Raw genomic sequence first — 13,760 nt, forward strand, 5'->3', positions numbered from 1 at the left:
CACAACAAAAGCTAAATTTCATGGGCGGTGATGCGCAGTTCGAAAGTTTAGAGCATTTAATAAACACCAGCAAGCCAATTAAAATTGGTTTGTTAAAAATATAAACAATTTTACTCGGCTTGCTTATTTGGCGGTTTGATAGGACAACTGTTTTAATCGCCCACGAAACTTAGCAAGACCGTTATAGGCAAACAAAAATAAACAGAATGAAAAAAATTTTAACCATTGTATTCGTATTTATTACTATTATCGCCAAAGGACAGGAAGAGTTCTCTGCATTTAGTTATTTGTATGAATTGAAAGTTGCTAATTCGTTTAGTATATTTTTTGATAAAACAAATGCACGGATAATAAATAAACAAAGAAAAGATATTCCAAAGGGAGAACCTTTTTATTGTGAATATCCTGAAGACTTGGATGGTGAAACTATTGTTTTAGTAGAGCTGTTCTTTAATGATAATTATAATACAAAATATACAATCCTGTATAGTGAAGGTTCTAGTTCTGATCCAGAATTCTCTATTTATCTTGAAGAATCGCATATTGGAGATATTAAAGCAGTGGATTTGGCTATAACCAAATCTGGTAATTTTTATGCATCAGGGCATGCGAACACAAACTTCAATGAAAGAAGAAAATACCAATTAAAAAATGATGAGCTGATAGAAATAAAGCAACCTTTTTTATATGTTGGTTTAAAATCTAAGACTTTAGAAGGTATAACTTTATTTGAAACAAAAGATCTTAAAAATAAAGTTGCCACCCTACCAATTGGCTATGATGTAGAAGTCATTTTGGCTGACCAATATATTGAAGATCTTTATTTAATCAAAACAAAATTTGGATTAATTGGATGGGCACAAATTGAATCAGGACAATATATTTCAAAAGTTATTGAAGGGATAAGATATATGGGAGATTAAAATGTCTGCCTATAACAAAAGCTAAATTTCATGGGCGCTGATAAGCAGTTAGAAAGTTTAGTACAATTAATAAACACCAGCAAGCCAATTAAATGGGTTTGCTAAAATATATAGGAAATTTAATAGGCTTGCTTATTTAGCGGTTTGAAAGGTCAGTTCTTTTAAATCGCCCACGCAACTTAGCAAGCCCGTTACAATTCATAGACAAAAGAGATAGATTAATGCGATTTCCCATTTTGTAAAAGTAAAATCTATCTCTTTTGTGGTTCTCGCTTATAAGCTTGTAGCCTCACTCCTTTTTTTGAAAGCTTTTGTCTTAAAGAAACATCATCATTTTTATTATACTGAGCTCTACCTTGCAGTCCCGTTCAGCGCCGCCCTGTTTAGGGTTTTTCCCTTTGTCATAAAATTTGCAATAAGCCTTTAATTTAATCCTATTGCCTAAGCTTTTGCAAATTTCTAAGCCAAAGCCATCTATGAGCCAGGCCTTTTAAATAGCTTAGCTCTCACAGGAAACGATTTTCTACGCATTGTAACAAAAGCTAAAGTGCAGCAGGACTCCAGCTCTGTTTGAAACATAATTTATTTTGATTAGTTTTATGTCAATTATATAGGTCGGCTCAACTAAATCTGCCGCACCTTAGCCAAAACCGTTATAGGGCATTTAAAAATCGGGTAGTCTACAAAGTAAGGTATTAAACATATTTCAATCAAAGTATAATGAGAAAAACACTTTTTAATGTATTTATTTTATTAGTATCGTTAATAGCACTGGGATTTTCCTTAATGAAGGTAACTCCTTTTTCAATAAATGGAGATACCTATATTGGCACTATTGCGACGTTCATTGGAATTTCTGTGACTTTATTAATTGGATATCAGTTAATAAATTTTATCGAAATAAGAAAAGAACTCACTGAGTTCAAAAAATCAAAATCAGAAATATTTGATACTCAAAAACGAATATCAAAATTAGAGAATGAAATCCAAGAGAATTTAGATGCCATTTCAGCGAGCTTCATTTCCATGAATCAAGGAGGATGTGTTGAAGCCTTTCTCCTTCAGCAAAGAGCAATGATATCCGCATTAAAATCAAAAAGAACGGACTTTGAACATTTATATATCGGTTTAAAACAATATATAACAAAAATGGAACCTAGTTATTTTGCTACAGGGGGAAATACGGAAGTTGATGAAAGGTTTGCAAAATATAAAGAAGATTCTGAAAAATATGATTTGGAAATTAAAGCGAATGATAATTACTATATTATAAAACATGAATATGAACGTATTATGAAATGCTTTTATACCAGATTAGATAATGCTCGCAAGTTAATAGCTGTATCACAAGAAGAATACAGTGATATAATGAGATGAAATCTGAATAATAAAACGCCCTATAACAAAAGCTAAATTTCATGGGCGCTGATGAGCAGTTTGAAAGTTTAACACAATTAATAAACACCAGCAAGCCAATTAAATGGGTTTGCATAAAATTATAAATTTAATCGGCTTGCTTACTCGGTGCATTGATAAGATTACTCTTTGAAATCGCCCACGAAACTTAGCAAGACCGTTAGGGGCAAGTGGAAAAACAACAACCATGGTAACAAAATGAAAAATACAATCTATTTATTTATAGTTTTATTAGTTAGTTGCTCAAGTAATAAATCCAAAGAAAGTACTAACGCAACTAGTCCTATCAAACAGAAAAGTGAAAATAAAATTAACAGTACAATTCCTGAATCTCTTCGTGATTATAGAAACTATTATTATCTAGCTGATATTTCAACGAAAGATTTTGCTGAACTTTATTTGCTTGACAGTGTAATGACAAATGATTATAAAAAATTATATGATTGCCTTGACAGTTTAAGCTCCTACAATGTAGACACAAGAGATTATTATTTTAAGGTTTTGAAAAAAGCTTTAAACAATCTTGAAGTTGTTTTTCATCAAAAAATGGGTTCATATTTAGTAAAAAACATTGACGATTTTAAGGAAGAACTTTTGGATAGGCTCATAGTCATGAATGATGAAGAAATAAGATTTTATGCACAAGGAATTGAGGTGTATTTATCAAAAACACCTGACAAAGTGTTTAAATGGCTCGATGACTTGAAATCTTTAGAAGAAAACTCTACGCCTGAAAAATGTAAGAATCTAAATTTGTTATTCAATGAAATAGAAAATTCTAGGAATAACACGATGGAATAAACACCTGCCCCTAACAAATGGTATAGTGCATGCGGGTTTCAGAGGGTTGCCAGAGTCTGTGGCACGTAAAAAAAGTCGATGTAAACCGATAGGAAATCGCTTCGTAATCCCGCACGACACCATACCATCAACCGTTGTGTACCATTTTTTCTAAGAACAAATGACCTGCAAAAAAGAATGATTATTTAGATTGTTGAGACTTGTTGGTTGTTTGGGTTTTAAAGACGTGAATAAATGTATGAAATAATATCGCTTGATTTCGCTCAAAATCAATATTGCAAGAAGGAACAATTTGAATGAGTATATCTTAACTTTAATATATATAAAATGAGTTTTGGAGGTTCAGTTCAGGCTATGATTTCTAGCTTAAAGAATAACTCAAGAGATCGAAAAACTTTATTTGATAATAAAAGCCTTTATCGGCGAAAATCAAGTGAAGGATTTAAAAAACTTTTGGCAAAAAGAGCCACACCTGAACAATTAGCAGAAATTAGATATCAGCTGAAAAAACGCAACAGAATAAATACATTTATTGTAATAGTCTTTAGTGCTGTTTTAACAATTTGTGTTGGAATATATTTCTTTAGACTATTATTTTAAATTGAAAGACAAACAGTACACAACAAAAGCTAAATTTCATGGGCGGTGATGCGCAGTTCGAAAGTTTAGAGCATTTAATAAACACCAGCAAGCCAATTAAAATTGGTTTGTTAAAAATATAAACAATTTTACTCGGCTTGCTTATTTGGCGGTTTGATAGGACAACTGTTTTAATCGCCCACGAAACTTAGCAAGACCGTTAGGCACAATACTATGAGAATAATAATTTATTTAATCACTTTCGTTGTTTTGACTGGTTATATTCATCAAGACGAAAAGGAACATCTGAAGTTTGAACAAATCTCGTTATCGTCAGGTTTATGTATGGGATGTGATTATAACATCGACGTAGACATTTTCAAGAATGGAAAGGTTGTTCTTTTATATACAGACTATAAAGCAGGTGAAAAAAGGAATTTATACACAGGTCAACTTCCTGAAAAATTTAAAGATTCTCTTGTGAATTTGTTTTTAGGGGTAGATCTAGAATTTGTTGAGTCATATCAAAACTCAGAACTAGATACAAGAAAATATCAAATATTCATTGAATACAGCAAAAATGAAATTATAACAAACAAAGTGTTTATCGGAAGTTCATTTGAAACTAGATTAGCTGGTGTAGTCAAATTTATTATGAGTATTCATAAACATATTGAATTGGAACCATTAAATAAGAACTACACTTTTAAAACAGATGAGATTTTCGGAAAACCTCCTTACCTCTATGTTGAAAAGGAGAATCCAAATTGAGGAGAATCCGACTAATGTTCATATCGTACAGTGCCTAACAAAAGCTAAATTTCATGGGCGGTGATGCGCAGTTCGTAAGTTTAGTACAATTAAGGAACACCAGCAAGCCAATTAAAATTGGTTTGTTCAAAATATAAACAATTTCATTCGGCTTGCTTATTCGGCGGTTTGATAAGATTACTCTTTTAATCGCCCACGAAACTTAGCAAGACCGTTGTGTACAATTAAAACAAACCCGAACAAATGGGAATATTTGATAAACTATTTAATAAAAGAAAGGAAGTGATTGACTTTCCACCAAAACCGAAATGGAAACCAAATCTTCCGATTGATTTAAACCTCATTTTGGAAAAAGCGAAATACTACACAGGTGAAAAATTACAAATTGCTGTATTTGAATTTGGAACAATCGTGATTTTCCCTGAAAGAGTTTCGGATATAAATTCATCTGCTCTACATACACTTGATTTGATTTATAATGCTCATCCCGATTTTAATCCGAGAGAAATGGATGACGGAAATTATCTGGTCGAATATACTCAACCAGCATTTACGATTGTATTTAAAGATGAAATTGAAAAACATTGGAATTATATTGAAGAAAATCATCTTGGCGGAATTTGTACTGCCGAAGTTCTGATTAACTCAAATGGAGAGCATAATGTATTTAATAGAATCGGAAAGATTTGTCTGTTTGCTAGAAGTAAAATGTTTATGGATGCACAAAATCCGAAAGTGATTTTGACTTTTGATAACAATAAATAATAACTGTACACAACATTTTGTATAAGTAATGGCAGGCGATGTGGTAATTATCAAGGTATATAGCCCGCTCAAACTGCGTAGCGGTTTGACAGGAAAGTGCCACGCAATCTGCCACTACTCATACAATTTACCGTTAGGCACAAGGGTAAAAACCTAAATACTGAAAGTTATGAACTATGAGAATAGAGTGACTGCTTATATTGATATTCTAGGATTTAAGGATATTTTGGCTAATACAGTTGGAAAAAAGGACGAAGACAATCCTGAAAAAATTAATGAAATATTTTCAGCTTACAAAGCTATTCGAGACGTATGGGACTTAGACGAAAAAGAAACAACCTTCAGAAAGAGTATTCCGAGAAATAGTAAACAAATTACAACATTCTCAGACTGTGTAGTAATTTCTTTTCAGGCGAATGAGAAAAGTGAAATATTTTACACTCTTTTAGAGATAAAATGGATGATAATGAGATTGATATACAGAGGCATACTGTGTAGAGGAGCTATTACATATGGAAAATTAATTCACACAGACCAAGTATTATTTGGTCCTGCTTTAGCAGAAGCTTATATTTTGGAATCAAAAGCTGCTCTATATCCAAGAGTAATATTACACAGAGATATTATAGAATTAGCAGGTCAGTTCCGTTCTTCACACCACACTTCAGAAGAAGAACAAGAATATGTGGAGGGCTTGTTAGAAAAGGATTCAGATGGAATGTACTATGTTGATTATTTTGCAAAAGCTCAATCTGAATTGGATGACCCTCAATATGGATTTCCTGATTATATCGACAAGATTGGAAATACAATAAGGAAAGGTTTAATGAGTACATCTAGAAACATTTACAAGTCTGACATAAAAGTAAAATATAGATGGATGAAAGAAAGGTATAACAACTTAATCGAAAATGTACAGAATAAAAAATTCATAAAACTATTAAAGGACAATGGGGAATTTGAATTGGCAGAAACTTATATGAGTTTTAAGAAAATAAACCCCAGTGCCTAACACAGTACATATTGCAGGGCGGGGTTCGGTGGTACGCCAACAGCGGATTCCCGTTTCGCAGTTCCGTGTCCTTCGGACAGGAACGCTCTCCGAAATCCGCCCCGACAACATGTACCAACCGTTAGCGTTCATTTTGAACGAACCAAAATTAATGATTAGAATGAAATACTCGATTCTCATATTTTTAATGTTGCTTTTTTCAATAGTGAAAAGCCAAAATCTAACGAACTATCGAGATATTATTGATTTGGAGGAAGAGTTTGAAACATTAAATCCAAACCTTGAAGAATTAAATTCTGTTGATTTAAGCAGTTTCTGGATTAATAATTCTTCCGAAAGACGATTAGGTTTCATTGGAGAAAAATATCAGAGATTAAAAATCAAATTTATCTCAATCAAGAAAGATGATTCTAATCCAAATGAATATTCAGTTTACGGGAAAAGTAATGTATCCAACAATATCTGTGAGTTTAATGGTAAACTGAAAATAAAAGAATCATATTATATAAAATCATTAGACTTTCCGACAGGAAACACTGGAATTCTTGCTGGAGAATATCTCTTTTCTGAAAATGTAAATCAAACACATTCAGGCATATTTAAAGGCAGGTTCGTTACTTATTGGTATAAAGACAAAGATGGACAGATAAAATACAACGACCTGTTAGATGCTGCTGCCATGTACAATAATAATCAATTTGCTGGCACTTGGACTCAATATGGGAAACAAGATAAAAAGCAAGCAAATTGGGGTGATAGTAGAATCCCTTTATCAGGCGATTTGGATGTTGGCACAAGTGAATTTTGTCCTTCTGACAAATATGCATCAAATGGATGGATAACCTTTTTAATTGCAAATGGAGGAAGTCCTGACCAAATGAACAAGAAAGTAGCTCAAAGGGCAGAAAACGATGAATGGTGGGAAGAAAAATTGGAATTAAATATTGAGAATTTGATAGGTGCGTATGGAGGAGATGAAGAAACTGAAAACGCATATTTTGGAATTTTTGAAGACTCAATATATTATCCAGACCCTAATTTGTGGATTAAATATGAATTAAAAAAAGACACAATAATAACTATTGAGGATGATTACGTTGAAAAATGGCAAGTGCTAAAATTAACAACCGATTCCTTAGTTTACTTCAACTTTAGCTATGATATGAAAGTTCCTTTAAATAGAAGAAAAAAATAAAAAACGACACGCTAACAAAAGCTATATGTAATGCGGGGTTCAGCGGGTAATTCAACCGCAGTTCTTCGTTGCAACAACGCCAATTCGTCTTTGACGATTTGGCTATAAAAACAAAAATATGAATAAACGAATTGGCTCAGTGGCAGCCTGACTGTGAAGTATTTCAAAGTCCCGCACTCCACATAGCCAAACCGTTAGGGCAAATTAGCATTACAAAAATGTGATCATGTATTCTACTACAACTAATAATTTCAAAATTAATTAATTAAAAAAATGAAGAGAAACTTACTAAGCTTATTAACCGTGATTATAATGCTATTATTATCTGTAGCCTCTTTTGGTCAGAAATGTAAATATGAAAAAGATGAACTAGACCCAATGAGTGGTGAGAGAACAAGAATATGTAAAATATCTTTAAATCATCCGAACAATATTATTAAAGGATATTTAAAATTCCATCGAGCAGGGAATAATTATGAATTGGAGTTAGGTATTCGTTATCAATCAAAACGTAGCTTTAAAATTCCACAAGGAACAGAAATGAAGATTAAATTGGAGGATGGAACAATCGTTAGTTTTTTATCTAATAAAGACATTTTTCCAAACTTCACAGTACTTGATCCAACAATCTTCACCCATTATCAAGTTTTCTATAAATGTACTAAAGAAGATATTGAAAGAATTTCAGGAACTGGATTCTCAGTTGTTCAATCCGAATTCGTAGATCAAAAATTAACATTTACAGTGAAAAAGAAGAAAATTGCAGAAACTGCTCATAAAGCTAAATGTATTTTGTCCGATTAATGAACATGAAACTAACTTGCCCTAACAAAAGCTAAATTTCACGGGCGGTAAAATGCAGAATGAAGGTTTAGCACAAGAATAAACACCAGCAAGCCAATTAAAATTGGTTTGTTAAAATTGTAAACAAATTTATGTGGCTTGCTTCCGTGCGGTTTGAGAGGTTGGTTCTTTAAATCGCCCACGCAACTTAGCAAGCCCGTTAGATGCAAGCTTGCTGAAACACTTAGAATGAAACAAATATCAAAGATAAATCCGAAGAGCTCATATAATTTACATATATTTATTCTGATGCTCGGTCTTGCAGGACTATTAATATGGTTAAGTATCGAAACCAAGGCTAGTATAATAATAGTTTTTGCCATAACTTTTTGCTTTTTAGTGCTGCTATTTCTTTTCTACTCGGTTAATACAAAAATCATTCTGACAGATAATGAAATAGTTTCTAAATCCCCGTTAAAGAATCGAACAATAAAATATTCTGACATAAAATCTGTGGGAGTATATGCTGTAAGTGGAAAATCATTCTATACACTTGAAAAAGATAAATATCACAAATGGCTATTTGCAACACAGAAATTTATTTTTGTTTCGGCTCAAGAGGACATGAAATTGCCTATGTTCAGAAAGCCTGTTGACTTTATAGATTTTCATTATAGGAAAGGTATTTATGAACTTATAGAAGAGAGAATAAATGCGAGCACGTAATAAAACTCATAGCCATTGGGTGTTAGGGCAGTTTGAAAAGCATGGAGACATAAAGAAATACTGCCAATTATTTTATCTTATGTTATAACGAGTTAATAATTTATAGAAAAATACTATCAAATTTATTTTTATTAATAAAGCCAGCACCTAACACACGCTATATACCATAGGCGGGTAGCGGGTTTTCGAAGGTTTTGTACTTTTAATGAGCAACGGCAAGGTAGCCATTTTAGAATAGTTATAGTTAAATGTAATCCTAAAATAGTTATCTTCCCTTATTATAAATTTTGAAACATTAAAACACGCAAACTCGGCTACTATTCTTAGTGTGCCAAGAAGCAGCACATCGGCATAAAATAGTGCTGCATGCTTTATTTAGCTGCGCTGAGCTCGCAAAGCTCGGTTGAGATGGAGGATAGCTTTGTAAGCTAGGCCCACCGGTGTCGTTTTACAGGAAAGGGCATCAAACCACCTAAAGGTGCTGTGGTAAAGAGCCATGGTATTGAGCGTTTAGGAGAATCTATGCCATGAGCATAGCAGGTGAGAATAGAAGAGATGAACCCTTCGGCAATGCTCAGGATAAACTTCTGTGAACCACTGATGAGGTGTCGAGAAGTAGCAATATTCTGTCAAAAGTCGCAAAGTATGTTATGCGATGAAGAGTGCAACGGGTGCCTGTTTATTAGTTGCACGGCAGGCGGTGTTCAGGTGGCATGACTTCTATTTAGGCTTAAATAAGGAACTTGGGAACCTGCACAACAATGTAAAGAGAAATGCACAATAGGAACAACCTAGATGCAGAATATCGAAGTGTTGTGTCGGGGCGGACTGATCCGTAGTAGTGATGAAGTTCCTGTAATGGGAATGGAGCAAAGGGGTCAGCTAATTTATTTTACAATTTGCCAACTTGAAAGAGGATGAGCATTTACTTGTAAATAAAAATTAGAGGAGCCGTATGATGGGCATTACGAAGTAATCATGAACACCATTTTATAAAATACTCGTGAATAGACTATCACGTACGGTTCTGTGAGAGGCTTAGGGTGAATTGAAAATCGACGAAGTCAAACTCACTTTGCCTACTCGACTACGAGACCGTTGTGTGCAATAAGTGCTCATTAAGTTAGACAAAGTTTAATAATAATTAACATGTAATTTATAAATGAAAATAAAGTATTTATTAGTAGGATTATTTATTATCCTCACAACAAAAGGATATTCTCAATTTGATAACTATATAGAAGGGTATATTGTTAAGGAGTCTAGAGATACAATCATTGGTAAGCTTAAGAATATGAGTGCTGAAAAAAGTTGTTTCAAAATTAAATTCATAGACTCCAATGGTAATAAAGTGAAATTTAAGGACAAGGATGTTTATGCGTATAAAAGGGGGACTGAGGTATATTTTAAAAAGAGTTACGAACGACCAATTTCTATTAATAATATGCAGGGCTACATGAAACTCATAGATGATGGAGTTATAAAGTTATATAAATTTAACTACGTCGTACGAAATGCAGGTACAATGAATGCAAATGGAGTAATGACTGGAGGAGAATCAAGTTATCAACAGGATTACTATATTGAAAAAAATAATAATTTTTTATTGGTTCGAAAAATGGGATTTAAGAGAACCATGGCAGAATATTTCTCTGATAATAAAGAATTAGCGGATAAAATTAGTAGTAAGGCATTAAGATATAAGGATTTAAAAGAAATAATTAGAGCATATAATAAAAGGCAAGAATAAAATTACTGCACACAACAGGACAATATAAAATATCTGGCGGGAAGTGCTATATTTAGCGGATGAACTTTTACAAAACGCATTTGCAAACTGACACAGTAGTGCAAGAAAGCGCCAGCCGTTTCATATTGCAGACGTTATAGCCAATTCGCTCTATAAAGGGAAAATTCATTGATTTTTGAAGCGAACGATAAAAATATAAATCACTGAAAATTAAAGACTAATTTTTACCGTTAGTCAGAATTAAAAATAATAAATTAACATTAAGAGAATGAAAATTAGAAGAATAATCCTGGTATTGCTACTTATTAATGTAATGATGTCATGTTCAAAAAGTGATTCCACTGAGATTGATATAAAAAAGGAAGTATCCACCGAATTTGATGAGTTGCTGGATAAGTACGGCTTATTTAACACAGATGTAAAATATGAATCATTTACAGTTGGGGTAGATACCAATATAATTCTCTTTAATGGCAGAGTTAAGGAAAGGCTGGTTATAAAAGGATTCAACAAATTGGATAAGAATAGTATCTGTTCATATGAGGGAATTGTTTTGGATACTATTGTAGATATTGATGAAGGTTATGGAGTAACATCTACACATCATATTTCTGATTTTTCAATTCAGAAATTTTATAAACACGGGGATGATTATGCCTTTATCCTGTGGGGATGGGCTTATGGAGATTACCAGCATAGTGAAAGGCAGACTGTGACTTCTGATTTTTATATCGTTTCAGATCAGTTGAATAAGGTTAAGATTTCAAGTTTTACCATACCAGATTCAAAATTTTACTTTAATAATATCACTCCCTGGTTTGGAAATAGTTTTATAGTTGAAACATATTGTTTTAGCGAGAAGAAATCAAAGTGGAGATGCTTTTCCATGGATGGGGTTGAGTATTATGAAGTTTATGATAGGTATATGGACAACCATCTTATTCCAATTAATTTACAGGAGTATATAAGTTTGGATTTAACGTTTGAACGAAAAAATTATAAAACAGGTCAAACTATATGGGAAAGTGAAGATCCACTTTCTGACTTGCCTGCAGATATAAGGATAGACGATGTTGTTTTTGAACAATTGGAAGGTGGCTATGTTGTTTGCAACATAAAGTATACTCAACAGGACGGAGTGGTTGGTGAACGAAAATTTAAAGTTGATATAGCCACAGGAGGTTTCACCCGACTATAAAAATAAAAGGCTATAACAAAAGTAAGCGTTGCACAACTCTCTAATATTGCTGCAAAAGAGAATCATTTAGAAAATTAGCGAGATTTAGGGGCTGTTTGAAGGCCCCTGATTCTAATTTTTTGGGTCTTATTTTTAATTTTTCAGCTTCTTAAAATCGGCTTAATTAAGCCGAATTAAACCCTAAATTCAGAAAATTGATTTCTGGCTCGATTGCTTACTGTTTCGGCCTTTTTGGTAACGAATTTCAGGAATTTTTTGAGCTTATAGGCCGCAGCGGGAGTTCCTTTCCTTTAAGACTTCTGGTTTCCTCATATAACCTCCCCGCATATTAAGATTGCCCACTTGATGAATATGGCTGTCAGATGCAAACAAATCCCTATACTGTAGCCATAATAATATAGATTTATTCTATTTTATGTATACTGTTAGTGTTGTTCTTTCCTTATTTATTGTTCATTTTTAAATTTTGATAAATTTGCGAGATTTTAAGCACAGGCTCTGGTCTGTTCTTTTAGCTACGGCTCTTAGGGGTTGACTGAATCGTAATTTATTCTTGTAACTATCGTAGGTGTATTAGCAGCTGTACAACTTATTAGTGTTTTACTTATAGGTGCTTATAGTGATATTTGTATGATGAGAATAAATGGCATAGCGATATGCATAGAACTTAGAGGGTATTTGAACAAGATAAAACATAAATATAGGGAACTTATGAAAGTTAAAAAAACGGCGAAAAAATTACTTTTGATAACAGTAACAATTTTCTCAACTTTAAATCTATTTTCACAAACGGACAAAGGACAGATTATATTATCAATTGATGGAAACTATAAAAAATCAACGACAGAAAATGGTGTAACTAAAAATCAAAATGTTACGCAAGGAAAATATTTAGATGCTGGAGTTTCTATTGGATATTTTATTACAAATAGATTTATTGCAGGTTTCGGACTTGACTATAATTGGGAGAAAGAAGACAGAGCCAATAATTTGATGATCAATAGGTACTATCAAACTGAAAGAACGAGCATAAAATCTAAGGTTCTTTTACCCAATGTTTTTGTAGGATATTATTATCCAATTGCCAACAGATTATATGTGAACACCAATATGAAATTTAGCTACGGAAAAGTTAAGTCTGAGTATGATACCTTTTGGGCTGGTAACGTCTATTATCCCTCTAATACAGTGATTGAATTAACAGATGATTATTCTTCCCCGTATGCAATGAACCAAGTCGGAAATTCAAAGCTTGATTTCTTTAGTGCAGATATTTTTCCGGAATTAACTTATTTTATCTCTACCAGATTTAGTTTTTCTCTAGGCTTGGGCGGAGTAAGTTATTCTTTACTTGACTGGAAAACAGATAATTCTAATTGGACAATAAACTTTAATCCATCTTGTTGGAAATTTGGTGTTAAAATAAGAATATAAAAAATATCAGCTAATAAGTTGAACTCTGATCCCCATTTGGAACGTGATTAACTTCGAAGAACTCTCTTTGGTCGGTTTTATCGCGTTCCTTTTTTTTTAGATCTCTGGTTTTTCCATTTCACTGTTAGCCACATCCTCCATGTAAACGCTCAGATATATTTAAATTGCCCACTTGAAGAATAAGGCTGCCTGGTGCAAACAAATCTCCCTGATGACAGCCACAGTTATGCAGACCTATTCTATTTTATGTTTGCCAATGGATTTGTTTGATTCGAATAGATTGTTTTTCATCTGCTTTTCATAAATTTATTAGCTTTGTAAACGAAGATGCCTTTTGCGAGAAAATAAAGCTTTCTCTTTATTGCTTTAACTGTATACTCGCCTTAAACAGAAGGGCGGCAGTTGGA

The 13,760-nt window shown here is 32.9% G+C and carries 13 protein-coding genes; all 13 read left to right on the plus strand.

Annotation, left to right across the window (positions count from 1 at the left end; all coding sequences use genetic code 11):
• The first annotated feature begins 206 nt into the window (after positions 1 to 206).
• Positions 207 to 923 carry a hypothetical protein gene (locus tag EO244_RS16495; RefSeq protein WP_129255790.1) on the plus strand — a complete coding sequence of 239 codons (717 nt, stop codon included), beginning with the start codon at positions 207 to 209 and terminating at the stop codon, positions 921 to 923.
• Positions 924 to 1,643: 720 nt separating this feature from the next.
• Positions 1,644 to 2,300, plus strand: a complete 657-nt coding sequence (locus tag EO244_RS16500; RefSeq protein WP_129255791.1) for a hypothetical protein — start codon at positions 1,644 to 1,646, stop codon at positions 2,298 to 2,300.
• 237 nt (positions 2,301 to 2,537) lie between these two features.
• Complete coding sequence (locus EO244_RS16505) at positions 2,538 to 3,140, plus strand: hypothetical protein (protein WP_129255792.1); 603 nt, start codon at positions 2,538 to 2,540, stop codon at positions 3,138 to 3,140.
• Positions 3,141 to 3,467: 327 nt separating this feature from the next.
• Positions 3,468 to 3,740, plus strand: a complete 273-nt coding sequence (locus tag EO244_RS16510; protein WP_129255793.1) for a hypothetical protein — start codon at positions 3,468 to 3,470, stop codon at positions 3,738 to 3,740.
• A gap of 213 nt (positions 3,741 to 3,953) precedes the next feature.
• The gene (locus tag EO244_RS16515) at positions 3,954 to 4,490 is read left to right on the plus strand and encodes a hypothetical protein (RefSeq protein ID WP_129255794.1); all 537 of its coding nucleotides are present in this window, start codon (positions 3,954 to 3,956) and stop codon (positions 4,488 to 4,490) included.
• A gap of 243 nt (positions 4,491 to 4,733) precedes the next feature.
• The gene (locus EO244_RS16520) at positions 4,734 to 5,255 is read left to right on the plus strand and encodes a hypothetical protein (RefSeq protein ID WP_129255795.1); all 522 of its coding nucleotides are present in this window, start codon (positions 4,734 to 4,736) and stop codon (positions 5,253 to 5,255) included.
• Between the two features lie 169 nt (positions 5,256 to 5,424).
• Positions 5,425 to 6,267 (plus strand): hypothetical protein, encoded by an 843-nt coding sequence (locus tag EO244_RS16525; protein ID WP_129255796.1) that lies wholly within the window; start codon positions 5,425 to 5,427, stop codon positions 6,265 to 6,267.
• A 160-nt stretch (positions 6,268 to 6,427) separates the two neighbouring features.
• Positions 6,428 to 7,462 (plus strand): hypothetical protein, encoded by a 1,035-nt coding sequence (locus tag EO244_RS16530; protein ID WP_129255797.1) that lies wholly within the window; start codon positions 6,428 to 6,430, stop codon positions 7,460 to 7,462.
• 273 nt (positions 7,463 to 7,735) lie between these two features.
• Positions 7,736 to 8,266, plus strand: a complete 531-nt coding sequence (locus EO244_RS16535; protein WP_129255798.1) for a hypothetical protein — start codon at positions 7,736 to 7,738, stop codon at positions 8,264 to 8,266.
• A 228-nt stretch (positions 8,267 to 8,494) separates the two neighbouring features.
• A complete protein-coding gene (locus EO244_RS16540; RefSeq protein WP_129255799.1) occupies positions 8,495 to 8,971 on the plus strand; it encodes a hypothetical protein in 477 nt (158 codons plus the stop codon).
• Between the two features lie 1,162 nt (positions 8,972 to 10,133).
• Positions 10,134 to 10,721, plus strand: coding sequence for a hypothetical protein (locus EO244_RS16545; protein WP_129255800.1), 588 nt, complete (start codon positions 10,134 to 10,136; stop codon positions 10,719 to 10,721).
• A 268-nt stretch (positions 10,722 to 10,989) separates the two neighbouring features.
• Positions 10,990 to 11,919 carry a hypothetical protein gene (locus EO244_RS16550; protein ID WP_129255801.1) on the plus strand — a complete coding sequence of 310 codons (930 nt, stop codon included), beginning with the start codon at positions 10,990 to 10,992 and terminating at the stop codon, positions 11,917 to 11,919.
• A gap of 711 nt (positions 11,920 to 12,630) precedes the next feature.
• A complete protein-coding gene (locus tag EO244_RS16555) occupies positions 12,631 to 13,353 on the plus strand; it encodes a hypothetical protein (protein ID WP_129255802.1) in 723 nt (240 codons plus the stop codon).
• The last annotated feature ends 407 nt before the right edge of the window (positions 13,354 to 13,760 follow it).

It is taken from the genome of Ancylomarina salipaludis (genome assembly GCF_004122035.1).
Lineage (GTDB): Bacteria > Bacteroidota > Bacteroidia > Bacteroidales > Marinifilaceae > Ancylomarina > Ancylomarina salipaludis.

Coding starts and splice junctions, on each gene's coding strand:
- EO244_RS16495 (WP_129255790.1), top strand. CDS start 207: ATGAAAAAAATTTTAACCATTGTATTCGTATTTATTACTATTATCGCC.
- EO244_RS16500 (WP_129255791.1), top strand. CDS start 1,644: ATGAGAAAAACACTTTTTAATGTATTTATTTTATTAGTATCGTTAATA.
- EO244_RS16505 (WP_129255792.1), top strand. CDS start 2,538: ATGAAAAATACAATCTATTTATTTATAGTTTTATTAGTTAGTTGCTCA.
- EO244_RS16510 (WP_129255793.1), top strand. CDS start 3,468: ATGAGTTTTGGAGGTTCAGTTCAGGCTATGATTTCTAGCTTAAAGAAT.
- EO244_RS16515 (WP_129255794.1), top strand. CDS start 3,954: ATGAGAATAATAATTTATTTAATCACTTTCGTTGTTTTGACTGGTTAT.
- EO244_RS16520 (WP_129255795.1), top strand. CDS start 4,734: ATGGGAATATTTGATAAACTATTTAATAAAAGAAAGGAAGTGATTGAC.
- EO244_RS16525 (WP_129255796.1), top strand. CDS start 5,425: ATGAACTATGAGAATAGAGTGACTGCTTATATTGATATTCTAGGATTT.
- EO244_RS16530 (WP_129255797.1), top strand. CDS start 6,428: ATGAAATACTCGATTCTCATATTTTTAATGTTGCTTTTTTCAATAGTG.
- EO244_RS16535 (WP_129255798.1), top strand. CDS start 7,736: ATGAAGAGAAACTTACTAAGCTTATTAACCGTGATTATAATGCTATTA.
- EO244_RS16540 (WP_129255799.1), top strand. CDS start 8,495: ATGAAACAAATATCAAAGATAAATCCGAAGAGCTCATATAATTTACAT.
- EO244_RS16545 (WP_129255800.1), top strand. CDS start 10,134: ATGAAAATAAAGTATTTATTAGTAGGATTATTTATTATCCTCACAACA.
- EO244_RS16550 (WP_129255801.1), top strand. CDS start 10,990: ATGAAAATTAGAAGAATAATCCTGGTATTGCTACTTATTAATGTAATG.
- EO244_RS16555 (WP_129255802.1), top strand. CDS start 12,631: ATGAAAGTTAAAAAAACGGCGAAAAAATTACTTTTGATAACAGTAACA.